This window comes from Desulfobacter sp., from assembly GCA_028768525.1.
In the GTDB taxonomy this organism is placed as follows: domain Bacteria; phylum Desulfobacterota; class Desulfobacteria; order Desulfobacterales; family Desulfobacteraceae; genus Desulfobacter.
In genome coordinates this window covers 1,658,229-1,681,805 of record CP054837.1, presented here as the reverse complement: position 1 = coordinate 1,681,805, position 23,577 = coordinate 1,658,229, and the positions used below count along the sequence as shown (strand labels likewise).

The window sequence follows — 23,577 nt, the reverse complement described above, 5'->3', positions numbered from 1 at the left end:
CGGGAATTATTCCCAGTTGGATTCAGCCTCCGGTTTTAAGTAACCGGGGGCTTTTTTTATGGCCCACGCCAGGGCGGCACGGCCGACAAAATGGTAGAGGGGAAGCCCCATGGGCAGCAGCTTTTCCCTGAGCGGACTCAGATAGGCCATTTTGGACAATTTAATGAACAGGTCATTCACGTCGCCGACGCATAATTCCAGGGTGCGGCCCTGCCTCGGGAGATGCCATCTCCGGGCCACGGCCCGAGCCTCGGCCTCCTGCACCCAGGTGGCGGCGGCCCGGAAAGGGCCCGCGGGATTGTAGGGGATGCCCCTGCCCAGGGATGCGGCGTCAACACAGGCGGCTGCAAGTTCCCTGCGCCAGGAGGCCGGGGAGAATTCCGGGTCGGCCTTGTCAATGGGAAAACAGTTCACCCCGGGGATATTATCTGCGGTATGGCGGCAGGCGGCAGGGCAGCCGGAAAAAAACAGGGGAGGGGTTCCAAATGGGGCCAGTCCGGCGGAAAAGAGCTGGGCTTCGGAGATCAGGCGGCCGTTTATCGTTATTTGGGCGATTCTTGAGGTCAGGGTATGGGATAAAAATCCCGGCAGCCCGGAAGGGGCATGCATACCCAGCATGAGAAGACCGTGGAATTTTTCCACCCGCCCCATGCCCGGGACCGGTCCCCTTCGGTATCCCTGGAAAAGCCTGGCCGCGGGGTGGATTCCCCGGGGCATGAGGTTATAGCCGGTCCGGTGGAAGTCCTGTATGCAGACCCGGGCTGCACCGGCATTGAGCAGGGCGGTTGCCGCCGCATTCACATCCCGGGTCATCTCCCGGCAGGCCCGGGGCCATCCCCTTCCCATGAATGATGCGCTCTCCCTGTCCCGGCACCCGGAACTGCCTTCGATATCTGCAATGATAAGAAAGTGCCTGTTCTTCATAGGTCTGTCATCCTATGCTGATTTTTTAATGGATTCAAGGGAATTTACCCTTTTCAATCCGGTGCGGAGTCTGTTATCCTGCTAATCAATTATTTGATGCAGCCTGAATAAACAATTGGGTTACCGTATTATGGAGGGGGACGGCAATGGAACAGGGAACGGAAACCATCCTGTTTGTTGATGATGAAGATTATCTGGTGGAAATCGGCAAGGAAATGCTGGAAGATTATGGATATACGGTAGAGACCCAGACCCGTCCCGAAGACGCCCTCTCCCTGTTTAAACAGAATCCCCGGCAGTACGATCTCTTGATTACCGACTATACCATGCCGGTGATGAACGGTGCCGTGCTGGCCAAGGAAATCCGTTCCGTCAGGCCGGATATACCGGTGATTCTCTGTTCCGGGACCCGCCTGAGCCCCGAGATTGAATCGGAAGTTTCAAAGATACTGCTCAAACCCTTTGATATGGATCTGCTCTTATCCGCTGTCCGGGAGACGCTGGATGCTGCCGGCTGATTCACGGCGATTGTTCATAACGGATTTTGACGGCACCCTCCTTACCGACCACAAAACCATCCGCTCCGGAGATCTGGAAACCCTGGCCTCCCTCAGGGCCGAGCACACCCTTACCGCCATTGCAACGGGCCGCAGCCTTTTCTCCTTTAACCGGGCCCTGGACCAGATGGGGATCTCCCGGGCCGGCCTGTCCGTGGATTATTTGATTTTTTCCACCGGGGCCGGCATCTGTGACCTGGCGCGGGATGAAGTGATCCTTTCCCATTCCCTGTCCAAGTCGGATGTCCTGGAAATCACCGGCTATTTTGATGACATCGGAAGGGATTACATGGTTCAGGATGCCATTCCCCGGACAGAGCATTTCATATACAGAACCCATGGCCTTGAAAATCCTGATTTTAACCGGCGTATTGAATTTTATCCCTCCCTGGGGCGGGCCATGGGGAAAGGGGAGGCGTTGTTTGACGCCGCCACCGAGGTCCTTTCCATCATTCCAGGGGGGATCGCTGCAACAGAGTTCAAACGGATTCAACAGGACCTTTCAAAATTCAGCGTGATTCTGGCCACCTCGCCCCTGGATCATAAAAGCGCCTGGGTGGAGGTGTTTCCCAGGGCCGTGTCCAAAAGCCGCTCCGCTGAGTGGCTGGCCCGGAAGCTGGGCGTTTTAAAAGCGAATGTGGTTGCCGTGGGCAATGATTATAACGATCTGGATTTGCTGTCCTGGGCCGGCCAGGGGTTTTTGGTGGAAAACGGGCCGGAGGATATGAAAGGCCGATTCCGGGTGGTGGGGTCCAACAATCACTGCGGGGTGAGCCAGGCGGTACGGGCGGCAGCATTGCCTGCCTGACCGGATTAATCCCCAGCAAGCTCCCCGAGATCAATATCTGGATAGAGCTTCTCACAGCAATCCGGGCAGATGCCGTGGGAAAAGACCAGGTCGCTGAAGAATTCCTCCACCTGCTGCCAGTTCCGGTCGTCTCTCCGGATACTTTTACAATTGGCACAGATGGGGATGGTGTGTTTCCCCCCGGTGGGTTCATTTTTCAGGAATTTCTGATATTTCTGCTTCAGTTCAATGAGTCTGGTGATGTCCCTGACAACGGCAATGGCGCCGGCATACCGGTTTTTATCATCATACATGGGGCTGCAGGCCAGTTCAACATGGACCGGATTGCCAAGGGCATTGATGAGCTGGATTTCATACCGCCCGGTCTTGCCCTTTCTCCTCTTCTGGGTCTGGCCCAGAATCACGGAAAAGCTTTCCTGGGTGGAGATGTCCTTGAGGTTCATGGCGGTCATTCTTTCTTCCGGAAAACCGGCCATTTTGCAAAAGGCGGGATTCACAAAGGTAAAATTCTCCTGTTCATCCACGGTAAATACCCCTTCTGCAATCTGCCGGGTGATGGTTCTGTACCGCGCTTCGCTTTTTTCCAGCCGTTTTCTGTATTTTTGGTTCTCCCTGACCAGGCGCCGGGTTTCCAGCACCTTTGACACCACGTGGAGAAGCATGTCCATGTCGGTAACCGGTTTTGAAATATAATCCTTGGCACCCATCTGCAGGGCTTTTATGACATCGTGCTTTTTGCCGGCCCCGGAAACCACAATCATGGGGACCTCAGGGGCGTGGGCCTGGATGGCGGTCATGACTTCGATGCCGTCCATGACCGGCATCCTCAGGTCCGTCATGATCAGATCAATGGGTTCCGTAAAAAAAATATCCAGGCCGACCCGGCCGTTTTCAGCGGTAAGCACCCGGTACCCCTCATCCCTGAGAATGGATGAAAAGCTTTCCCGGATGGAAACTTCATCGTCTATGAGTAGTATCGTTTCCTGTTGCATGATGTCATAATAGCCGAAGAAAAAAGGATTTGTATTGATCCATTGACTATATCAGACTTAGGAATAAAGTCAAAGGGCTTTGATTTTATCCTTCATGTCCCGAACCGCCCGGTCTATGCCCGTCATGACGGATTGTGAGATAATGGAATGGCCGATGCTGTATTCCGTAATCTCGGAAAGCCCCTTAAAGGCATCGATGGAATGGTAGCAGATGCCATGGCCGGCATGGACCCCCAGGTTGAGTTTTGTACCGATTTTGGCGGCATCCACGATCCGCGAAAATTCCCTCCGGCGGTCGGCGTCGGTGAGGGCATCGCAGAATGCGCCGGTGTGGATCTCAATGGAGTCGGCATCTATTTTGTGGGCCATTTTGATCTGGTCCAGGTCAGGATCAATAAAGATGCAGACCTTCATGCCGGCATTCTTAAGGGTGGCCACGGCCTCCCGGATATGGGACTGGTGGGTGATCAGGTCCAGGCCCCCTTCGGTGGTCAGTTCTTCACGTTTTTCAGGGACCAGGGTCACGGTATCGGGTTTGATGTCCAGTGCAATGCCTAGCATTTCGTTGGTGGCGGCCATCTCAAGGATCAGCCGGGTTTTGATGACCTGGCGCAGGATGCGGACATCCCGGTCCTGGATGTGGCGGCGGTCTTCCCGCAGATGGACCACAATGGCGTCGGCGCCGGCAGTTTCCGCGGCAAGGGCGGCTGCCACGGGCTCGGGATATGCGGCGCCCCGGGCCTGCCTCAGGGTCGCAACGTGATCAACGTTTACTGCTAATTCTGCCATTTTATCTTCCTCCTGCACCGGATCAGAATGCAGCCAATCCGGTATTTTTTTCAATTTGTCTCAGCAGTTCAAGGCTTTTTGCTTCCATTTTTTCAGCGGCATCCTCGCCCTGTTCATGGTCGAATCCCAGCAGGTGGAGGATGCCGTGAATGAGCAACTGGGACATCCTTTCGTCTATGGTGATTCCGGCGTCCTTGGCTTCCCTTTCCGCTGTATCCAGGGAGATGACCACATCCCCCAGCAGTCCCGGGGTGATGTCCGCGAATTCTCCCTCCTGCATGGGAAAGGAGAGGACATTGGTGGCTTTATCCTTATTGCGGTAGGTGGCGTTGAGGTCCCGGATGCCGTCGTCGTCCATGATGACCACGGATATCTCGTGGGCATCACAGCCCAAGGCGCTTAAGATCTGTTCTGTCTTTTGGCGGATTGGGGGAGTGGGGAGCCTCTCCTCTTGCCGGTTGTCTATCAGTATCTCCATTTTTCTCTTTTTTCTTTTCCTGGGGTTTGTCCGTATACTCGATACGGCTGTGGTAAATTGATGTCAGTATATTGTTAAAACTCTTGGCGATCTGGTGGAGGTCCTTGAGGGTCATCTCGCATTCCTCCAGCTGGCCGTCGGCAAAAATATCGTTGATCAGTTCCTTGACCCGGCCCTGGATTCTTGACGGTGTAGGCCGTTCCAGTGCCCTGACCGCCGCTTCCACCACGTCGGCCAGCATGACGATGCCGGCCTCCCGGGTCTGGGGTTTGGGGCCGGGGTACCTGAAATCCTCTTCATTGACGTTTTCATTGCCGGCTTTCAGGCTTTTATTGTAAAAATATTTAATCAGGGAGGTGCCGTGGTGCTGGATGATCCCTTCGATGATCTCATCTCCCAGCTTGTATTTTTTGGCCATTTCCACCCCTTTTTTCACATGCTGGATGAGGATGAGGGCGGACATGGAGGGGGACAGCTTGTCGTGCCGGTTTTTGCCGTCGGCCTGGTTTTCGATGAAATACATGGTTTTGTCAAGCTTGCCGATATCGTGGTAATAACCCATGACCTTGGCCTTGAGGCTGTCGGCCTGGATGGCCGATGCCGCCGCTTCGGAGAGGGTGGCCACAATGATGCTGTGGTTGTAGGTGCCCGGCGCCTCTATCATCAGCTTTTTAATCAGGGGCTTGTCAAGGTTGGCGAATTCCAGCAGTTTGGCCGCCGTGGTGTAGTTGAACATTACCTCAATTAAGGGGGTAAATCCCACGGTGAGCACGGCGGCGAAAAGGCCGCCGGAGAATGCGATGACCACCTGTTTGGCCAATAGCATGAGGTCGGGTTGTGACTGGTTGAAAAAACCCAGGGCAATGGCCAGGCAGGCATTGAACAGGGCCAGCTTGAATCCGGCTGCGATGAAGTGGCGCCGTTCATCCCGTTCCTTTATCCAATAGGCCGCCGTGATTGAGCTCAGAAAGAAGAAAACAAATACCTGGAAGCTGTTGCCGAAGGAGAGGCTGGCCAGGATGGACAGCACCAGGGTAAAAAACAGGGCGATGTCAAATCCCAGGAACAGGCAGGCGATCATGGCTGCCGCCGGAATGGGCACGGCCATGTATACGGTTCTGGATGCGATTTCCTTGGACATTTCCGGATTGGCCGAGTGGGCAACATAGACGGCCAGTTCGGCAAAACCCAGGTAGAGAATCAGGCCCAGGGCCAGAAAGATCATGTGCTTGTTCAGGTCTTTCACCAGTTTTGGGTGTTCTTTCAGGAAGAGGTAATAGACCACCAGTATCAGCAGGCAGGTGAGCATGGCCGTGCCGATCATGGACATGTAAATATCTTTTTCCTCCACCTGCTGGTTCAGGGCATTGAGCTTGATGAGCTGGAGCTTGTCCACCCGCTCTCCTTCCCGCACGATCATTTCCCCTGCCTTGATCTGGTAGAGAATGGGCTTGATATTGGCCTGGGCCTCCTGGATCCGTTTTTCGGTTTCATTTTTGTTCAGGGTGATATTGGGGCGGAGCAGGCGCTGGCTGATGTCCACGATGAGGTTGGAGAGGCTGTAGTTTACATCCTTGAGCAGGGGCTGGCCGAAAATCCTCACCATGGTCTTGGCCTGGTCCGGCCCGTAAAAGACCTTGAGGTTGGTGATCACCCGTTCCTGGTCGGACTGGATGGTCCGAAGGATAATCCCCTTATCCTCTTCGGCCAGAAGAATTTCCTTGTTGGCCACAATGCCGTTGTCCAGTATCTTAGTGACGATCTGGGTGATCTGGCCGGTGATCTCCTCTGAAAACCGGTTTTTGAACAGGATTTGATAGGCCCCTTTTGAGACCTCAATGCCCAGTTTTTTTTCAAAGTCCGGTTTCGCGGCCAGGGCCATGGCCAGGGTCGGTTCCTGGGGGATCATGGGATCTTGGGACACAGGGGCTTCCTGGTCCGCCGCGGGGCTGTCTGCGGGGGCGTCGAACATCTGGCGGCCCAGGGCCATGGCCGTGTTAATGTTTGCCGTGATGCTTTTGAGGAGGCGGCCGTCAAAATCATACACCGTTCTGATGGTCTCTTTGACCCGGTTGATTTTGGCCTGGTTGCTCTCCTTGTCTTCGATTAAAAAATCCCTGGGCGCCTTGATATCCCTCTGGGCCACATCGCCGATATGGTAGGAATAGGAAGATACCGTCGCCTGGTCAAAGTTCTGGGTCAGGGTGAAAAGGACGGTGACAAGGATGAAGATTATCCAGAGCAGGTAGGGGGTGGACAGCAGAAACTGTCCTGCCGTTGCAAGACGTCCCTCGCTATTTGTTTTTTTCATATGCGTCTATGATGTCGGAGACCAGGCGGTGCCTCACCACATCATCCTTGGTAAATTCTATGAAATCGATCCCTTTTATCCGGGTCAGGATCTTTTTGGCCTGCACCAGTCCGGACCGTTTTCCGCCGGGCAGGTCGATCTGTGTGATGTCCCCGGTGACAACCGCCTTTGACCCGTACCCGATCCGGGTCAAAAACATTTTCATCTGTTCCGAGGTGGTGTTCTGGGCCTCGTCCAGAATGATGAATGCGTTGTTCAGGGTGCGGCCCCGCATGAAAGCAATGGGCGCAATTTCAATCATCTCCTGTTCAATATATGCCCTGGCCTTTTCAAAATCAAGCATATCATAGAGGGCATCGTAAAGGGGGCGAAGATAGGGGTTTATCTTTTCCGCCAGATCCCCGGGCAGAAACCCCAGTGCTTCGCCGGCCTCCACGGCCGGCCGGGTGAGGATGATTTTCTGTACCTCTCCCCGGGTGAAGGCGGCTACGGCCATGGCCATGGCAAGATAGGTTTTCCCCGTGCCTGCCGGGCCGATGCCGAAGAGGATGTCGTTGGTTTTGATGGCTTCCGCATAGGCATGCTGGGCCGGGTTTCTGGGGGTGATTGTTTTGTTTCGGGCCGTGACCAGAATGGTGGTGGAGAACAATTTTTTCAACGGGGTTTTGGGCGTCCGGCGGATGGTGTTGATGGCGGCGTCCAGGATCTGGGGGCTGAGGATGAGATTGTCCTCCAGCAGGGTATATAACTGATCCATGAGGGATGCGGCGGCAGCCGCTTTTTCATCAGGACCGGTGATGGTCAGGTCTCCCCCCCTTGAGTTGATCTGAACCCCGAATGCACGAGCAATTTTTTCCAGGTTGGTGTTTTGTGAACCAAAGAGCTTCTGGGCAAGCCCCATGTTCGAGAAGGCTAAATTTTTCATGGGCTATAGGGTGCATTTAATTTGGCCAAAGGTCAATAAAAATCTTGACTGTGAACTTGCCGTCCTGGTATCTCTGAACTCTTCTAAACTACATTAATAAGGACGGGGAAACATGACGCTTTTTGATTTTTGTGTTGCCGGTATTGTGGGGTTCTGCCTGGTCTTCGGAGGGTTCCGGGGGCTGATCCGGGAAGTCTCGGGTATCATCGGGATTGTTGCCGGGTTCTACGGGGCCAATACCTATTTCCCCCTGCTCATGCCCCATGTTGAACCCTGGATTTCCTCCCCCGGTATCCGGAAGCTGGCCTGTTTTTTTGCCCTCTTCTGTTTGATCCTGGTGGCCGTTGGGCTGGTGGCCTGGATCATCCGCAAGCTTTTGAAACTGGTGTTTCTGGGCTGGGTCGACCGGACATTCGGTGTGGCATTCGGTGCGGCCAAGGGAATACTCATCACCACGGTACTCTTCATCATGGCCACCACCTTTATACCGGACAGCAAAACCTTTTTTGCAGAATCGAAAACAGCCCCCTATCTGGCCCGGGTGGCCGATGCGTTGACGGTGTTTGTCTCCCGGAACATGAAAAATGATTTTAACCGTCACCTGGAAGGATTGAAAAAGACGTGGAAACAATAGTCCCTCTGCTGGATATCATCCGGCGGCTCAGGGGGGAAAACGGATGTAAGTGGGACCGGCAGCAGACCCCGCTGACCATGTGGAAATGCCTGGCCGAAGAACTCTATGAACTGGAAGAGGCCATTGTCAACGATGATACGGAAAATACCATTGAGGAACTGGGGGATGTCCTCTTCCAGGTCCTCTTTATTCTAGAAATTTTTGTGGAGACCGGCAGGTTCCAATTTTCAGATGTGGTGGACCGGGTGGCGGAAAAGATGATCCGGCGCCATCCCCATGTCTATGATACCGCCAAGATCGATACTGAAGAGGCCCTGAACCGGCAGTGGGAAGAGATCAAGGCCAAAGAAAAGCAGCGCAATGGTCAGGCGCCGGCCATTTCCGCCCTGGACGGTGTGCCCAAGGGGATGCCAGGGCTTCTGAGGGCCTTAAAAGTCTCAAAGGCGGCGGTAAAGGCCGGGTTTGAGTGGGAAGATATTCACCAGGTTCTGGATACGGCTAAATCTGAAATCCGGGAATTTGAAGCGGCATTGGAAAAAGGGGATAAGGATGACGCCATGATGGAATTCGGTGATATCCTCTTTTCCATGGTAAATGTGGCAAGGTTTGCCGGGTTCCATCCGGAAACCGCCCTGTACCGGTCAACTGCGAAGTTTGAAGGACGGTTCAGAACCATGGAAGCCGCCCTGAAGGCGGAGCGGCTTGACTTGAAAAAAATGAGGCCCATGGAAAGGGAAACCCATTGGCAGACCGCGAAAAAAGTGTATGCCGACGGGTACTCAGCTTAGGTAATCACCCCTCTGGAATTTCATATATTCCGTCCTGGCGGTCACGGCGGTCTGGGTGGCAATATCCTTCAGGCCGCTGTCCGCTTCCCCGAGAAGTTTGGTTTTTTCAAGAAGGGCGTCCGCCTTTGCATTAATCTCCTCCAATACGGGCTCCATCTGGCGCAATGAGACCCCCGGGTTTTCCAGCTGGCCTGCATAGCTTTCCAGCATGCCGATCAGTTTGTCGGTTTTTCCGGTTACAATGGATGACACGGGCTCCAGATTGAAGCCGGGGGCGGCAATTTCTTCCAGGCCGTCGGCTGCCGTGGCATTTTCGGCCGAGTCGGTTTTATTCAGGGCAGAATTGAGTACGGCGTCAAAAGCATCGGCAGCCTCCCCCGATTTTTGCCTGGTCTGGGACTGCCCGCCCAGGGCCTGGGCAATTTCGTTGATATTATGGATGTTGATCATACTGGCCTCCTTTTAAATTCTTGAAAATAAAGAAAGCAAATTGTGTGCCGGTATTTATTATGCCGTGGAAGGATTTGTATCTGGCTGTTTTGTTCTATTATTACAGGTGGTTGGCTGGGGTGGGGCGTGGGCGGGATGCAGACGGAACCGGCGAACCGGGAAAAAGCTGCCGCTTATCCCAGTTCGTCCAGAAAATGTCCAAGCATTTTTTCCGCCACCTGGTCAGCGTTGACGCTGTACTGGTTGGACTGCACCTTTGCTTTGAGCTCCTCCACCTTTTTAATCCTGTTTTCGGGATCGGTTTGTGATGCTGCAGAAATTTTCTGCATGTCCCGGGTGGTGGATGATAGGTTGATGCTGTCTGTTTTTACATCCGACTTTAAGGCCTTGCTTTTAACCGTCCGGTTTGATTGGTTGGCATAGGTCTGGTTGATGTAAGTTGGGGGTGTGTTTGTAATTTTCATGTCTGCGGTCTCCTCAGGATTCCATATTGTTGTCTGCAACCTGGCGTGCCAGTTCGGTCATCCGTTCCACAACAAACCTGGAATCTTCTACAGACAAGGTTTTGACAACCTTATTATTGTTTTCGTCAACAGTGGTATAGGTGAACTGGGTTTTTCCCTTGGTAAAGTTTATCTTTTTTCCCAGTTCCTTTTCAATCTGATCGGTGATCTGTTCCTCATTCCCCTCTTTAGGGCCTTCGGTGATGATCCGGTCGACAATATTGGCGGCCACCTTGTCAATGATGGCCTGCCGTTTTCCTTCAGATGATATGTTAACACTGTCTGCAGATACCTTATTCGCATTGCCGAATTTGCTTTTGCTCAGCATTTTGCCCTGACTCAATTGTCTGGAATAGACCTTCAGGACATTCTGTATCTGATATGACGGAATCTGCATTTTAATTTTCTCCTTAAACCCATTATCGGACAGGCAAAATTAAAACTTTAGATTTTTTTTTAATCGTCCCAATCCCCATCAGGTCCTTTATCCACAACGATTTTGGACGCCTTCTCAAGGATCTTTTCCCGGGTCCAGTCATTTTCATCTTCGATTTTTTCAGCCTTGAATCCGGGGAAATGAGACCGGCTCTCAAGGATTTGTTTTTTGACATAATCGGCTGTGTCCGTTGCGTTGAACACATCGGTGAGCAGGGTGTAAACAAATGATTCCACTGCCTTGACCATCCGGTCTCTTACCGGGGCGGTCTGGGCCAGAAGCCAGCTTTCAAAAGGAAGGTTCAGCTTTTTGAAATTGCCGCCCTGCCAGTCGTTGTCTGCGGCATAGGCCAGCATTTTTTTCCAGTTTTCGGCGGTTACCCCTTTGCCGGACTCTTTGATGAAGCTGCCGGTGTCGTCCATAATGGCGTTGCCATAGTCATTGACTTTCACCCCCCAGGAGATCATCTGCAGGGCCGTGGCCACATTGGCCTTGGTGGTCCGGGTTTGGGAGGCAATCTGGCGGAGGCGGTCGGAATTGTTGCCCGAGGTGCCGTGCTGGGCCCCGGAAATGCCGTAGGGTGCCAGGGCGTCATGGATCTGGGCCGTCAGTTCCACATTGATGCCTGCATCTGTCTGCTCAATGCCGTGGGTGGTGCCGTTGTTCAATGCAATCCAGTCCGGGAAGATATTGTGGGCGTTGAGGCCCTGGATGAGGAAAAGGGCTTCTTCATCCGTTGACAGCCCTTCTTTTCCTTTGATCTCCCCGACTTCGGTTTCAAGGCCGGCCCATTCCGGCACATAGGGGTAGAGTTCGATATTGGCCAGAAGGTTCTGGTCGTCGGGCATGTGTGAGGCGTCAATGGCAATGGAGGTAATCCCCGCATCGAACAGAGACTGGATCTCAGTCTTGGCCGGTTCTACATCTTCAGGCTTTTTAATGCCGAAGTGGTCTGCATGGATGGCTACCGGAACGGTGATGCCCATTTCGTTCATATAGGCATCGGTCTGACGGGCAATGTTCCAGAGGCTGGTGGGGCAGTATGCGGCGGTTCCCCCTTCGGACCTGGCAATTTCTATGATGATGGCAGCGTTGGCCCGCTGGGCCGCGGCAAGGGCGCCCCTGATGACAAAGGAGCTTCGGCCGTTGGCCGCTATGGTCATACAGCCGCCCTTGGCCAGCATGGCCTGGTCAATGTATTTGCCGCTGACGATCAGGGCCTTGGAGTTGGGGAAACATTTTTTGACATTGGGCGGTCTGCCGTAGTCAAGGATGGATTGAAATTCTTCGGTATATAATTCTGACATTTTATTTTCCTCCCATAGCCGATATGGCTTTGAACAATCAAAATCTGATATAAATGATCTTTATTTTTTGTCATGAAACCGCCCTAAAATCAAGCCTTATCGGGATAATGAATTCTTATTCAGAACAAAGTGAAGGGTTTTGAAAGGCTGGCTTTTTTTGACATGAAAAAGCACGGTCTTTATAACATCCTGTAAATATAGAAAAAAATAATAATATAAATTACATTTTTTTATTGGTCCGGGACTTGACATTTGATTTGATCTATTGTTAGATGAGTGAACCGTTATTCATTTGACCGAAAAGAGGGGCAAAAGAATTTGCAAAAAAATAAAACTGAAAAATATCATAAGATATTAAACAGTGCCGGTGCTGTTTTTGCCGAGTACGGCTTTTACAAAGCCACCATTTCCCAGATTGCGGCGCAGGCCGGTGTGGCTGACGGAACCCTGTACCTTTATTTTAAAAACAAGGATGATATCCTCTACCAATTCATCAGTTTTAAAACCGAATCCGTGTTTGAAAAGATGAATGCCGCCGTGGCCAGCGGAACCAATGCCGAGGACAAGCTGCGCAATCTCATCCGCTGCCATCTCCAGGAGTTTCAGAACGATAAAAACATGGCGGTGATTTTTCAGTCCGAGGTCAGGTACCTGAGGGAAATCGAACACCAGATCAAGGATATTTCCAAGATGTACCTGGATCTGTTATCGGATATCATCGAACAGGGCCAGATCGAAGGGGCCATCCGCCAGGACCTGTTTGTGGGGCTGGTGAAGCGGTTTATCCTGGGGGCGGTGGAAGGGGTGATTTCCACCTGGGTATCGGCCCACGGCCGCTATGACCTGGTCTCCATGGCTGATCCGCTGGTGGACCTTTACATGACAGGCGTTCGGGGGAAATAAACGGCATCCATTATATAAATGGTAAAAATTAGGTGAATACGGCTTTTTGCTTGACGGCACAGCCTATGTTTAATAAAGCTCAATGAACCTGAATTCATTATATTACTCAACGGGAGGTAAGTGAATATGTCTTCAATTCTTGGTCCGGCAAGTTTTAAACTTTTCGGTTTCTTTCCAACCATTATTTTGTCTTTTATTCTGCCCGTCGTCGGTGTGGGCTTGTTCACCTATATCATGGCACGGCGCATCGCTCCCCTGGTCCGGGCAAATCCGGATAAGCGGTTCGGTGACATTCCGGTGCGGATCAAAAACCTTGTGACCGTCTGGCTGGGCCAGATGCGGCAGCCCCGTTACATGCTGGCCGGCGTCCTGCATATCGTCATTTTTGCCGGTTTCCTGGTCTTGTCCATCCGTTCCACCACCCTAGTGATTGTCGGCCTGTCCGACGGCTTTGTCCTGCCGGGCTTCGACGGCAGACTGGGTGCAATTTATAATGTATTCAAAGACTACGCCGCAACGGGCGTGCTCATCGCCTGTATCATCGCCGCCGTCCGCCGGGGGATATTTAAACCTTCACGGTACGCGGTCCCTGAGAAATACGGAAAAGACCACACTGCAGAGGCGGTATTCGTCCTGGGCATCATCTCCACCCTGATGCTCTCCGAAAGTCTGTTTGAAGCCTCGGAACTGGCTTACGCGGCCAGGGAAACCGTCCACAGCCATTCCGTGGCCCCCCTGACCCTGGTATGGTTTTTCAAAGGCATGCTGGAAACCTCCTCACTGGGCTTTCTCCAGGGCCTGCACGTGACCATGTACTTTGTCCATGACATTGCCTTTTTCTTCTTCCTCTGCTTTTTACCCATGGGCAAGCATTTCCATGTTATTACTTCCTTTTTCAACGTCTTTTTCATGAGAACCCGCCGCGGCAATATCAAACCCGTCATGCACGGCGTTTCCGATGCGGATCTGGACGACCTGGAATCCTTTGGCGTTAAAAAACTGGAAGATTTCACCTGGAAACACATGCTGGATTTCTACTCCTGCGCCGATTGCGGCCGGTGTTCCGACCAGTGCCCGGCAAATGCAGTGGGCCGGCCCCTTTCTCCCAGGTTCATCACCATCAAGGCCCGGGATCTGATCTTCAAGAATTATCCCATGACAGGCGAGATCTACAAGTCCCCCAACATGCTGGTGGAGGATATCTATACCGAGGACGAGATCTGGTCCTGCACCACCTGCGGTGCCTGTGAACAGGAATGTCCCCTGGGGATCGAATACATCGACAAGATGGTCGACATGCGCCGGGGCATGGTTGACGAGGGCATGGTGCCCCAGTCCCTGCAGAAACCCATGAAGGCCCTTGAAAAGCGCGGCAACCCCTACGGCAAAATGGAAAAGAAACGTGCCGACTGGGCCAAGGATAAAGAGTTCAAAGCCGAGCATACCATTAAAGATCTCAACAAAGAGTCCGCCGATACCCTCTATTTTGTGGACAGTATCACCTCCTATGACGACAATATCCAGGAAATTGCCAGAAGAACCTCCATCATCCTTGAAAAGGCCGGTGTGGACTTCGGTATCCTTGGCAAGGCGGAAAAGGATTCCGGTAACGAGGTGGTTCGTTTCGGCGAGGAAATGCTCTACCAGACCCTCAAAGAGGAGAACACCGAAGCCATCCTGGAATCCGGTGTAAAGGAAATCGTCACCGCCGATCCCCATGCCTACAATGCATTGAAAAATGATTATACGGGCCTGCCCACGGTAAAGCATATTTCCACCGTGGTGGCGGAGAAAGTAGCCTCCGGCGCCCTTAAACTCAACCCCTGCAATGACCCGGACAAGGTTTTTGTCTACCACGATCCCTGCTACCTGGGTCGCCACAACGGGGTGTACGAAGATCCCAGGGAAGCTCTGGACGCCATTGACGGCCTGACCCGGGTTGAACTTGAAAAGAGCCGCGACCGGTCCTTCTGCTGCGGCGGCGGCGGTCTGATGCTCTTTTACGAACCCGAAGAAGAGACCCGCATGGGCGTTTTGAGGGTGAACATGGCTGCCGAAGCCGGTGCCAATGTCATTGTCACCGCCTGCCCCTTCTGCCTGGTGAACATCCAGGATGCCATCAAGGTGGCCGGGCTTGAAGGGAAGATGGAAGCCCTGGATTTTACACAGCTTATAGAAGAACATCTAGCATAAGTAAAAATTGACTGAAAACGGCTGCCGGCCGGAATCACCGCCGGCAGCCATGTAAATCAAGTATTTTTAAGGAGGCGAAGATGGAAATTTTGGTATGCGTCAAACGCGTTCCAGATACAGCTGAGAACGAATTTGAACTGAATTCCGCCGGAAACGACCTGGACCGTGACGATCTGGTTTATTCTGTGAATGAGTGGGACAACTATGCAGTTGAAGAGGCCATTCAGATCGTGGATAATGTCGGCGGCAGCGTCACCGTCGTGACCGTGGGGGACGACGAGGCCGAAGAAGTTTTGAGACGTGAGATGGCCATGGGCGCCAACAACGGCGTTCTTCTGTCTGACGATGCCTTTGAAGGCTCCGACGGCAAGGGTATTGCCGCCATCCTCAAGGCTGAAATAGAAAAGGGAAAATACGATCTGATCCTCACCGGCGCCCAGGCCGATGAAGGTGCCGGTCAGGTGGGCGGCATGCTGGCCGCCATGCTGGACTACCCCTATGCCTCCCTGGTCAATAAAATTGAAGTGGACGGCGATGCTAAAATCAAGGTCGGCCGTGAAATCGAAGGCGGCAACCAGGAAATGAACGAAATCGAACTTCCCTGCGTGCTTTCCATTCAGACCGGTATCAACGAACCCCGTTACGTGGGCATCCGCGGCATCCGTAAGGTGGCCAAGGTTGAAATTCCTGTAAAATCAGCAGGCGACCTGGGCGTTGACGAAGGCGCCGTGGGCGAAGCCGGTGCCAAGACAAAACGGGTGGATTACTTTGTACCCGATATGGGCGACGGCGCTGAAATGCTTGAAGGCTCCACTGATGAGATTATCGAAAAACTGATTGAGAAGCTGAAAGCAAAAGGAGGACTCTAATCATGACACAGATTTATGCGTATATCCCGTTCAAGAATGGTGCTGCAGAAGATGTGGCATTGGAGTATCCTGCAGCGGCTGAAAAAATCGAAGCCGGCGCAACCGTGACCGCCATCGTCACCGGTTCCGGCGCCGACCTGGACGGTGTTGCCAATGAAATGGCCAAATACTATAAAGAGGTCATTAAGGTTGACAATGCCGCATTGGCATATCCCAACGCCGAAGTGGTCAGAAAGGCCCTGGTTAACATCCTGCCCGCCGATGCCATTGTCCTGGCGGCCCACGATACCTTTGGCATGGACCTGGCCCCGGGCCTCTCCGTGAAACTGGATTCCGCCTATGTTGCCGACGTGGTTGATTTTGAAGGCAAAGACGGCGATCTGCTGAAAATCGTCCGCCAGGAACTGGGCGGTGCCGTATCCACCCATGTGACTTCAGATGTATCCTCAGGCGCGGTCATCACCATTCGCCCGGGTGCCTTTGCCCCGGTTGAGGGCGGCGATGCCGGCGGTTCTGTTACGGATAAATCCGGCGATGCCGGCGACCTGGCTGCCAAAAGAACCTTCCTGGAAGTGGTTGAAGCTGAAGTCGGCGACGTGGACATCACCAAATCCGACGTGCTGGTTTCCATCGGCCGAGGTATTGAAGATGAAGACAACATCGAAGTGGCCCAGGAACTGGCCGACGCCATGGGCGCCGTTGTTTCCTGCTCCAGGCCCATCGTCGATGCCAAATGGCTTGAAAAATCACGCCAGGTCGGCACCTCCGGCCAGACGGTCAAACCTAAAGTCTATATGGCCATGGGTATTTCCGGCTCCTTCCAGCACATGGGCGGCGTAAAGGGCAACCCCTTTATCGTTGCCGTGAATAAAAACCCCAAAGCCCCGATTTTCCAGGTGGCCGACGTGGGTGTTGTGGAAGACATCCTTGAGTTCATGCCCGAACTCCAGGAAGCCATTGAAGAACTTTAGATAACACGCACTGCATCAAAAAAAGGCCCTGCAACCATGCAGGGCCTTTTTTTATTGGCGAAAATTGACATGAATTCCCGTATCATGTAATAAATTCTTTAACGATTCCACTTTTTTAATTACGTTTTTCATATTCAGGCGGTACTGCCGCCATTATCGCTGGTTTCCAGGCGGGCGCCGGTCGTTCGCCAAGGAGGAAAGAGAATGTTCAGTGATCTGACCATCGGCAAACGTATTGGTTTTGGGTTTGGAATAGTGGTGTTATTGCTTATCGTCCAGGGCATCCTCTCTTTTAGCGGCGTGGGCGGTATCGTGGACAATGCCGATGAAGTCATTGACGGGAAGGCATTGGACGGGATTCTTGCCCAGCGGGAGGTGGACCATCTCAACTGGGCCAACGCCGTGAACGAATTGATCTCCGATGACAGCGTTCATACTCTGGATGTGGAGACCGACCATACCCAATGCGGCTTCGGCAAATGGCTATATGGCGAGGGGCGAAAAGCCGCCGAAACACTGGTGCCTTCCATGGCTCCGCTGCTCAAGAAGATCGAGGCCCCCCACCGGGCCCTCCACGAATCCGCTCTTGCCATCCAAAGGGTCTATGCAAAGGCGGATTCCGGCCTGCCGGAGTTTATTGCGCGAAAAGAGATCGACCACCTCAACTGGATTGCCTCCATCCGGACGGCCCTGCTGGAGAACAGGGAGAAAATAGAGGTGCAGACCGACCATACCCGCTGCGGCTTCGGCCAATGGCTTTACGGAGAGAGGGTCAAGAAAAGCGCCCGGCTGGATCCTGAACTGGGGCAACTGCTGGAGAAAATAAAAATTCCCCACAAAGCCCTCCACGATTCTGCTGTCCGCATTATCAATGTGTATCAGCCGGCATATCCAGAGGTATTGGCCATGATGCGGAAAGCCATGGACGAACACCAAACCCGTGTCTCTTCGGCCGTGGACGATGTGATGGAGTTCAGGCCCGGTCTCAGTGTCCCCCATGATCCGGCTTCATGCCCCTTTACCCGATGGCTGGCCAGCGACAAGACAAAGGCGCTGGCCGGTAAAATACCGGAATTGAAATTATTCCTCTCCAAGGCCGCAGCGTCCCACGACACCCTTCACACCAGCCTGGAAGAGATCAATACAGCATTGGGGGACGGCGCCTTTAATGCGGCCGAGGAAATTTTGAAAAATAAGACCAAACCGGCCCTGGCCCATATGAGAAAGGCGATCCGGGAATATATGGTTTACGGCGAAAAGGTGGAAACCGCCCGAAAACAGGCCCTGGAGATTTTTAAGACAGACACCGTACCCAGGCTTGCCGAGACCCGTGACCTGTTGAGAAAAATCGGAGACCGGGCAGCCCAATTGCTGGGCGGTTATGAAAATGCCGCCCAGATTTATGCCACCCGCACGGCCCCGTCCCTGAAACAGGTTCAGCTTCTGCTCGGCGAACTGCGGGAAGAGGCCGCAGAAAATATCCTCACGGACAAGGCCATGCTGGACGCTGCCATGGGCACCAAAAGAAATGTGGCCATTATCTCGGTGATCGCCGTCTTCACCGGCCTGGGCCTTGCCTTTATCATTGCCCGGGGAATCGTTAACATATTGAACCGCATTTCCGACGATCTGGACCAGGGCGCCGCCCAGGTGGCATCTGCTTCCGGTCAGATTTCAGCTTCCAGCCAGTCCCTGGCAGAGGGATCCTCCAGCCAGGCGGCTTCACTGGAGCAAACCTCCTCCTCCCTGGAGGAAATGGCGTCAATGACCCGGATGAATGCGGAGAATGCTGGAAATGCAGACGGGCTGACCCGCACATCCCTGGCGTCGGTCAAGGACGCCATGTCAGCCATGGAGGAGCTGACCCGGTCCATGGATGAGATCACCAAGGCCAGTGAGGATACCTCCAGAATCATCAAGACCATTGATGAGATAGCTTTCCAGACCAACCTTCTGGCCCTGAACGCCGCAGTGGAAGCCGCCAGGGCAGGGGAGGCCGGCGCCGGATTTGCGGTGGTGGCCGACGAGGTCCGCAACCTGGCCATCCGGGCTGCCGACGCTGCAAAAGATACTTCGGAACTGATCGAAACCACCACCCGAAAGGTGGGCCGGGGGGCAGAACTGGCCAGGGAAACCAATACGGCCTTTGTAAAGGTACAGGAGAACACCGGGAAAACCGCCGAACTGATGGCTGAAATTTCCGGGGCCTCCAGAGAACAGTCCAAGGGCATCGACCAGGTGACCATTGCCGTGTCAGAGATGGACAAGGTTACCCAGCAGAATGCGGCCAACTCAGAAGAATCCGCCTCTGCCGCCGAGGAAATGAGCGCCCAGGCAGAACAGATGAAGGAGATCGTGGGCCAGCTGGTTAAGATTGTGGGCGGCGCGCACAACCGGAAGGAACGGGCAAAAAAGGGCATTGCCGGCCCAAGGGGCAGCACGGCCGGAGCAGAATTAGACGCTCCGGTGCACCCGACCATTGACCTGGCCCGGCAAAGGGAAATCAGGCCCGACAAGGTGATTCCCTATGATCAAGGGGCGGATGATTTCAAGGATTTCTGACCGCCGGGTTATTGACGGTTTAATAGCCTGGTTTTTTCAGTAAACTGGGGATAAAGCGCCATTGATGCCTTCAGCGGGTGGCCATAATCCACATCGCTTCTTCGCGGCGTATTCATTATTGCATAGAGGACCGGGTAGGCCACCTTATCATTCAGGATTCTGATCTGGGCCTGCTGCCACAAAGAAATTTGTTTTGCCGGATCAATTTCAAGGCGGGCCCCTTCAATGAGTTTGTCGATGGCATTGTAACCTGCAAAATTTGTATCCGGCTTTTTGCCTGTCACCAGAATCGAATTTGAATGAAAAAAGCGGGAGAGGAAAACGTCTGCATTGGGCCGCCACGCCGTATAGATAACAATGGGCCTGGGGTCATTCCGTATGGTTTTATGCATTTCAGAATGGGAGAGAATGGTCACATGACAATCAATACCGATCCGTGCCAGCTGTTTTTTCAACACTCCGTAGAAGCTGCTGTATATCCGTTTTTCAGAACCCACCAGCTCCAATTTAAATCCGTTTGGAAATCCCGCCTGTGAAAGAAGGGCTCTGGCCTGTGACAGGTCTTCCTCGAATTTGACGCCCAGCTGGCTGACTTCCTGCGCTGTAAGCCCGCCTGGAAGAAAATCAGCAGGGACCGGCGAAAAAACAGGTCCTGCGCTCGCCCCATCGTAGACATCTAAAAATTCGTTGCGGTTCAGGGCCCGGGTGATGGCGGTTCTCACGCGAATATCGTCCATGGGCGGAATGCCGGTGTTAAAATATATGGTGGTCACCTCGCCCGGGCCGTGGGGATCAATTTCAATGCCGGGATGGGTCAGCAGCGCCTTGGCAAATCCTTTTTTTCCGCTTCCGATAATCACATCAAATCGGCCTGACAGAAGACCTGAGCGCCGTTCTTCAGTATTGGGTAAAAAATAGAGGTGAACACCATCCAAGGCGGGTTTCCCCCTGAAATAATCCCCATGGGCCTCAAGATGTAACCCGCTGCCGGGATCATACGATTTAAACATGAACGGTCCGGTCCCCACCGGATGTTTTTGGTAGGCCGCCTCCCCCATTTTTTCAATTGCCTTCCGGCTGACGATAAAACCGCCGTTGTAGTTGGTGATTTTCGGGAAAAAAAGAATGGAGGAAATGGGCTGCGCCAAGGTGATTTCCACAGTGTATTTATCTATTTTACCCACGGTCATCCCCTCGTAGTCACCTGCATAGGTTGATCTTTTGGGGTCTGCGGCTTTGGCAAAAGAGTAAACCACATCATCTGCGGTGAGTTCATAGGACGGGGTCATGGGGCCGGGATGAAACATGACTCCCCTGCGAAGCCTGACCGTCCAGACCTGGTGTCCTTGATCCATTTTTAACTGCGGCATCTCCGATGCCAGATCCGGTTCAATGGCCGGGGCATTGCCGGGGGTGTAACGGAGAAGGCCGTTGAACACCATGTCGGCCAGGGTCCTGTCCTGGGATGCGGCTGCGAAGTGGGGATCCAGTTGGCCCATTTTACTGACGTGAACGGCAAATCTGAGGACGTTATCCCTTTCGGCAGACGGATGGGCTGTATTGCCTGTCCTGCCGGGGGCTGGCAATGAAATCAATAACACAAGCGAAATAAACATGGCCCCAAGGGACCGTAAAAAGGTCATAACAATATTCTCCTCTGGCAATACGTGGCGATGAGTTTTAAAACCCTCTTTTGTTATCATCCTTTTTTAACGGGTTCAAACCTTAACCGCAAATAGTCGTAAATACCTCATTCATATTAAATTTAAGCGTCCCGTTAAAAAAAGAATTGACAGATATTCCGGCCGGGTATACTATGCGCCGATTTTCATTCATCACAGGAATTTCGAAATGGAAAAAAGAGATATATTTCAGTTGCTTAAGCCTTTTGTGTCGCTGTATGCCGCTGTGTTTTTCATGCTGGCGGCCATGAGTCTGCTGACGACCTTTTTGAGCCTGCGCCTTTCCATGGCCGGGGTAAGCGTCCAGACAACGGGCCTGGTGCTTACCGCCTATTATGCCGGACTGACCCTGGGCACCTTTATTTGCGGGGGAATGATCCGGCAGGTGGGGCATATCAGGGCCTTTGCCGCCTTTGCCGCAGTGAGCACCGCCGTCGTCCTGGTTCACGGGGTGGCTGTGAATGTGCCCCTGTGGATCTGCCTCAGGCTCATTTGCGGAATCGGCAATACCGGCATGTTCATGGTACTGGAAAGCTGGCTCAACGAGTGCGCCGAGCCCGGTGCCAGGGGGCGGGTGTTTTCCATGTATATGATCATGACCTATCTGGGGGCAACCCTGGGTCAGAAATTGTTAACAATGGCAGGGGTAGAAGAACAAACCCTCTTTTTGCTGGTGGGGGTTTTCATGGCCCTGAGCATCGTGCCGGTGGTGGTTACCCGGTCTATCCATCCGGAACTGCCTGAGCCGGCGCAGATAAAGTTCTGCAAAATTTTCAGGCGGACCCCCATCGGCATGGCCGGTGTGTTTATTGCCGGTCTTCTGCTGTCGGCCTTTTATGCCATGGGCCCGGTATTTGCCCACGATATCAACATGGATGTGGATCAGCTTTCCTGGTTCATGACCCTGAGCGTTTTGGGCGGATTGCTATTTCAGTGGCCCGTGGGGGCAATCTCAGACCGGATTGACCGCTCCCTGGTGCTGCCCGCCCTGGGCATCATACTGGCGGGCATCGCCATATTGATCTGTATATTTTTCGGACGGTCCATCAACACCCTGCTGGGGGCCAGCGTATTTTTCGGCGGGATCTTATTTACCCTCTATCCTGTGGCAGTGGCCAGGGCCCATGACCTTTTTGAACCCAAAGATGTGGTCAAGGTCTCTTCGGCACTCCTTCTGGTTTACGGCATCGGGTCTGTTATCGGCCCTGTGGCGGCACCCTGGGCCATGGCTCTGGCCCGTACCCCCTTCGGGCTGTACTATTTCTTTGCCGCCGGCAGTCTCTCCTTTGCCGTATTTGCCCTGGCATGGCGCTGGATGGAATCGGTTAAAATTATCCCTGCCGACGAGCAGGTGGATTTTGTTATCATGACCGACTCCGCCAATGTGGCCATGCACATGGATCCCCGTCTGGAGCCTGAAGACTTGGATGGGGACCACAAGGGTGCGCCTGCCAGATGCGATGGGGAACAGGCGGGGGCAGGAAAGATTACACTGCAATCTCAAAACTTATGTGGGGATGGTGCTTGTAGTTCATAAGTGTTGTGTCTGCGTATTCCCAGTCAAATATGCTGGTGAAATTTTCGGTTTCCAGGCCGGGCAGGGGATAGGGCTCGTTTTTTAATTGTTTTTCCAGACCCTGGATGTGGTTCTCGTAGATATGGGTGTCCCCCAGAAACCCCACCAGTTTTCCCGGCTTAAAACCGGCCTCCTTTGCCAGCAGTGTGAGCAGCAGCCCGTAACTGGCAATGTTGAAGGGAAGCCCCAGGGCCGTATCCACAGAGCGCTGGTTCCATAGCAGATTCAGTTTTCCGGCAATCACTGTGACCTGGAAGCCGTAGTGGCAGGGGGGCAGGGCCATGGTTTCAAGCACGGTGGGGTTCCATGCGGAAACAATCATCCGCCGGTCGTCGGGATTGGTCCTGAGCATCTCCACCACCCGTTTAAGCTGGTCCACCCCGGGGGATTTGGGGGCTGCGTCAAATGCGCTGTACTCGGCCCCGAAATGCCGCCATTGGAAACCGTAAATGGGTCCCAGTTCCCGTTCTTCCATCATTTTTTTCTGGGTTTCCTCGTCGTGGCCGTAGGGCACCTTCACCGGTGAACACCACTCGTCCCAGATATGGTTGTTCCGTTTCTGCAGCCATTCCTTGTCCGTGATGCCCTTGATGAAAAATTCCAGTTCGCTGGCCACCAAATGAAAAGGAACGTATTTTGTGGTAAGCAGGGGGAATCCCTCTGACATGTCATGTTCAAACATGGCGCCGGGGATGGCTATGGTGTCCACTCCGGTGCGGTTTTCTTTCCGGATTCCTTCATCCAGTATCTTTCTGACTATATCTGAATAGGCTTTCATCTAATGAGCTTTCTTATTTTCGGGTTTGCATCGCAGACAATAAAAACAGCGGCCTTATTATCGTAAAACAGCAATGTATAATCAATAAAAATTTCATGGTCAACCATTGTCTGGAATTTGGAATTCCATCATTACCCGGCA

General features: G+C 53.2%; 22 protein-coding genes. 10 read left to right on the top strand and 12 right to left on the bottom strand.

Features of this window, described 5'->3' with window-relative positions:
• Positions 1–6: 6 nt before the first annotated feature.
• Entirely contained in the window at positions 7–924 is a 918-nt protein-coding gene (locus tag HUN04_07705; protein WDP89610.1) for a M55 family metallopeptidase, read from the bottom strand.
• A 146-nt stretch (positions 925–1,070) separates the two neighbouring features.
• Here HUN04_07705 and HUN04_07700 point away from each other — a divergent pair, with 146 nt between their 5' ends.
• A complete protein-coding gene (locus HUN04_07700; protein WDP89609.1) occupies positions 1,071–1,442 on the top strand; it encodes a response regulator in 372 nt (123 codons plus the stop codon).
• Between the two features lie 10 nt (positions 1,443–1,452).
• A complete protein-coding gene (locus HUN04_07695; protein ID WDP93202.1) occupies positions 1,453–2,289 on the top strand; it encodes an HAD family phosphatase in 837 nt (278 codons plus the stop codon).
• Between the two features lie 5 nt (positions 2,290–2,294).
• Here HUN04_07695 and HUN04_07690 read toward each other — a convergent pair whose 3' ends face one another.
• The 5 genes from HUN04_07690 to HUN04_07670 form a co-directional block, all read right to left on the bottom strand.
• Positions 2,295–3,281 (bottom strand): response regulator, encoded by a 987-nt coding sequence (locus HUN04_07690; GenBank protein WDP89608.1) that lies wholly within the window; start codon positions 3,279–3,281, stop codon positions 2,295–2,297.
• Between the two features lie 69 nt (positions 3,282–3,350).
• Positions 3,351–4,070, bottom strand: a complete 720-nt coding sequence (locus HUN04_07685; protein WDP89607.1) for a pyridoxine 5'-phosphate synthase — start codon at positions 4,068–4,070, stop codon at positions 3,351–3,353.
• Positions 4,071–4,092: 22 nt separating this feature from the next.
• Positions 4,093–4,548, bottom strand: a complete 456-nt coding sequence (ybeY, locus tag HUN04_07680; protein WDP89606.1) for an rRNA maturation RNase YbeY — start codon at positions 4,546–4,548, stop codon at positions 4,093–4,095.
• Entirely contained in the window at positions 4,454–6,859 is a 2,406-nt protein-coding gene (locus HUN04_07675) for an HDIG domain-containing protein (protein WDP89605.1), read from the bottom strand. Before HUN04_07675 ends, ybeY begins: the two co-directional genes overlap by 95 nt.
• Positions 6,843–7,784: a PhoH family protein gene (locus HUN04_07670; protein ID WDP89604.1), complete on the bottom strand. Its 942-nt coding sequence runs from the start codon at positions 7,782–7,784 to the stop codon at positions 6,843–6,845. The genes HUN04_07675 and HUN04_07670 overlap by 17 nt, the downstream gene beginning before the upstream one ends.
• Positions 7,785–7,896: 112 nt before the next feature.
• Between HUN04_07670 and HUN04_07665 the strand changes: the two genes are divergently transcribed.
• Complete coding sequence (locus HUN04_07665) at positions 7,897–8,418, top strand: CvpA family protein (GenBank protein ID WDP89603.1); 522 nt, start codon at positions 7,897–7,899, stop codon at positions 8,416–8,418.
• Positions 8,406–9,206: a nucleoside triphosphate pyrophosphohydrolase gene (mazG, locus tag HUN04_07660; GenBank protein WDP89602.1), complete on the top strand. Its 801-nt coding sequence runs from the start codon at positions 8,406–8,408 to the stop codon at positions 9,204–9,206. Before HUN04_07665 ends, mazG begins: the two co-directional genes overlap by 13 nt.
• On the opposite strand, the gene HUN04_07655 is transcribed toward mazG, so the two are convergent.
• From HUN04_07655 to HUN04_07640, 4 genes are all read right to left on the bottom strand, one after another.
• The gene (locus HUN04_07655) at positions 9,198–9,656 is read right to left on the bottom strand and encodes a hypothetical protein (protein WDP89601.1); all 459 of its coding nucleotides are present in this window, start codon (positions 9,654–9,656) and stop codon (positions 9,198–9,200) included. The genes mazG and HUN04_07655 overlap by 9 nt on opposite strands.
• A gap of 173 nt (positions 9,657–9,829) precedes the next feature.
• Positions 9,830–10,120 carry a flagellar biosynthesis anti-sigma factor FlgM gene (gene flgM, locus HUN04_07650; protein WDP89600.1) on the bottom strand — a complete coding sequence of 97 codons (291 nt, stop codon included), beginning with the start codon at positions 10,118–10,120 and terminating at the stop codon, positions 9,830–9,832.
• Positions 10,121–10,133: 13 nt separating this feature from the next.
• A complete protein-coding gene (locus HUN04_07645) occupies positions 10,134–10,556 on the bottom strand; it encodes a hypothetical protein (GenBank protein WDP89599.1) in 423 nt (140 codons plus the stop codon).
• A 59-nt stretch (positions 10,557–10,615) separates the two neighbouring features.
• Positions 10,616–11,902 carry a class II fructose-bisphosphate aldolase gene (locus tag HUN04_07640; protein ID WDP89598.1) on the bottom strand — a complete coding sequence of 429 codons (1,287 nt, stop codon included), beginning with the start codon at positions 11,900–11,902 and terminating at the stop codon, positions 10,616–10,618.
• Between the two features lie 318 nt (positions 11,903–12,220).
• Here HUN04_07640 and HUN04_07635 point away from each other — a divergent pair, with 318 nt between their 5' ends.
• The 5 genes from HUN04_07635 to HUN04_07615 all read left to right on the top strand — a co-directional run bounded on the left by HUN04_07635 (position 12,221) and on the right by HUN04_07615 (position 19,400).
• Positions 12,221–12,805, top strand: a complete 585-nt coding sequence (locus tag HUN04_07635; GenBank protein WDP89597.1) for a TetR/AcrR family transcriptional regulator — start codon at positions 12,221–12,223, stop codon at positions 12,803–12,805.
• Between the two features lie 126 nt (positions 12,806–12,931).
• The gene (locus HUN04_07630) at positions 12,932–14,998 is read left to right on the top strand and encodes a (Fe-S)-binding protein (protein WDP89596.1); all 2,067 of its coding nucleotides are present in this window, start codon (positions 12,932–12,934) and stop codon (positions 14,996–14,998) included.
• 80 nt (positions 14,999–15,078) lie between these two features.
• On the top strand, positions 15,079–15,867 hold the full coding sequence (locus HUN04_07625) for an electron transfer flavoprotein subunit beta/FixA family protein (protein ID WDP89595.1): 789 nt from the start codon (positions 15,079–15,081) through the stop codon (positions 15,865–15,867).
• 2 nt (positions 15,868–15,869) lie between these two features.
• A complete protein-coding gene (locus HUN04_07620) occupies positions 15,870–16,838 on the top strand; it encodes an electron transfer flavoprotein subunit alpha/FixB family protein (protein ID WDP89594.1) in 969 nt (322 codons plus the stop codon).
• 204 nt (positions 16,839–17,042) lie between these two features.
• Positions 17,043–19,400: a CZB domain-containing protein gene (locus HUN04_07615; GenBank protein WDP89593.1), complete on the top strand. Its 2,358-nt coding sequence runs from the start codon at positions 17,043–17,045 to the stop codon at positions 19,398–19,400.
• 8 nt (positions 19,401–19,408) lie between these two features.
• Here the strand turns inward: HUN04_07615 and HUN04_07610 are convergent, their stop codons facing one another.
• Positions 19,409–21,043 (bottom strand): hypothetical protein, encoded by a 1,635-nt coding sequence (locus tag HUN04_07610; protein ID WDP89592.1) that lies wholly within the window; start codon positions 21,041–21,043, stop codon positions 19,409–19,411.
• 208 nt (positions 21,044–21,251) lie between these two features.
• Between HUN04_07610 and HUN04_07605 the strand changes: the two genes are divergently transcribed.
• Positions 21,252–22,619 (top strand): MFS transporter, encoded by a 1,368-nt coding sequence (locus tag HUN04_07605; GenBank protein ID WDP89591.1) that lies wholly within the window; start codon positions 21,252–21,254, stop codon positions 22,617–22,619.
• Here the strand turns inward: HUN04_07605 and thyA are convergent.
• Complete coding sequence (thyA, locus tag HUN04_07600) at positions 22,570–23,436, bottom strand: thymidylate synthase (protein ID WDP89590.1); 867 nt, start codon at positions 23,434–23,436, stop codon at positions 22,570–22,572. The genes HUN04_07605 and thyA overlap by 50 nt on opposite strands.
• Between the last annotated feature and the right edge of the window lie 141 nt (positions 23,437–23,577).

Excerpts from the sequence above, each read along its gene's own strand:
- HUN04_07655 (WDP89601.1), bottom strand. The coding sequence starts at position 9,656 with ATGATCAACATCCATAATATCAACGAAATTGCCCAGGCCCTGGGCGGG.
- HUN04_07640 (WDP89598.1), bottom strand. The coding sequence starts at position 11,902 with ATGTCAGAATTATATACCGAAGAATTTCAATCCATCCTTGACTACGGC.
- HUN04_07610 (WDP89592.1), bottom strand. The coding sequence starts at position 21,043 with ATGACCTTTTTACGGTCCCTTGGGGCCATGTTTATTTCGCTTGTGTTA.
- thyA (WDP89590.1), bottom strand. The coding sequence starts at position 23,436 with ATGAAAGCCTATTCAGATATAGTCAGAAAGATACTGGATGAAGGAATC.
- HUN04_07705 (WDP89610.1), bottom strand. The coding sequence starts at position 924 with ATGAAGAACAGGCACTTTCTTATCATTGCAGATATCGAAGGCAGTTCC.
- HUN04_07625 (WDP89595.1), top strand. The coding sequence starts at position 15,079 with ATGGAAATTTTGGTATGCGTCAAACGCGTTCCAGATACAGCTGAGAAC.
- HUN04_07665 (WDP89603.1), top strand. The coding sequence starts at position 7,897 with ATGACGCTTTTTGATTTTTGTGTTGCCGGTATTGTGGGGTTCTGCCTG.
- HUN04_07620 (WDP89594.1), top strand. The coding sequence starts at position 15,870 with ATGACACAGATTTATGCGTATATCCCGTTCAAGAATGGTGCTGCAGAA.
- HUN04_07675 (WDP89605.1), bottom strand. The coding sequence starts at position 6,859 with ATGAAAAAAACAAATAGCGAGGGACGTCTTGCAACGGCAGGACAGTTT.
- HUN04_07690 (WDP89608.1), bottom strand. The coding sequence starts at position 3,281 with ATGCAACAGGAAACGATACTACTCATAGACGATGAAGTTTCCATCCGG.
- HUN04_07630 (WDP89596.1), top strand. The coding sequence starts at position 12,932 with ATGTCTTCAATTCTTGGTCCGGCAAGTTTTAAACTTTTCGGTTTCTTT.
- HUN04_07685 (WDP89607.1), bottom strand. The coding sequence starts at position 4,070 with ATGGCAGAATTAGCAGTAAACGTTGATCACGTTGCGACCCTGAGGCAG.
- HUN04_07645 (WDP89599.1), bottom strand. The coding sequence starts at position 10,556 with ATGCAGATTCCGTCATATCAGATACAGAATGTCCTGAAGGTCTATTCC.
- HUN04_07605 (WDP89591.1), top strand. The coding sequence starts at position 21,252 with ATGGAAAAAAGAGATATATTTCAGTTGCTTAAGCCTTTTGTGTCGCTG.
- ybeY (WDP89606.1), bottom strand. The coding sequence starts at position 4,548 with ATGGAGATACTGATAGACAACCGGCAAGAGGAGAGGCTCCCCACTCCC.
- HUN04_07670 (WDP89604.1), bottom strand. The coding sequence starts at position 7,784 with ATGAAAAATTTAGCCTTCTCGAACATGGGGCTTGCCCAGAAGCTCTTT.
- flgM (WDP89600.1), bottom strand. The coding sequence starts at position 10,120 with ATGAAAATTACAAACACACCCCCAACTTACATCAACCAGACCTATGCC.
- HUN04_07700 (WDP89609.1), top strand. The coding sequence starts at position 1,071 with ATGGAACAGGGAACGGAAACCATCCTGTTTGTTGATGATGAAGATTAT.
- HUN04_07615 (WDP89593.1), top strand. The coding sequence starts at position 17,043 with ATGTTCAGTGATCTGACCATCGGCAAACGTATTGGTTTTGGGTTTGGA.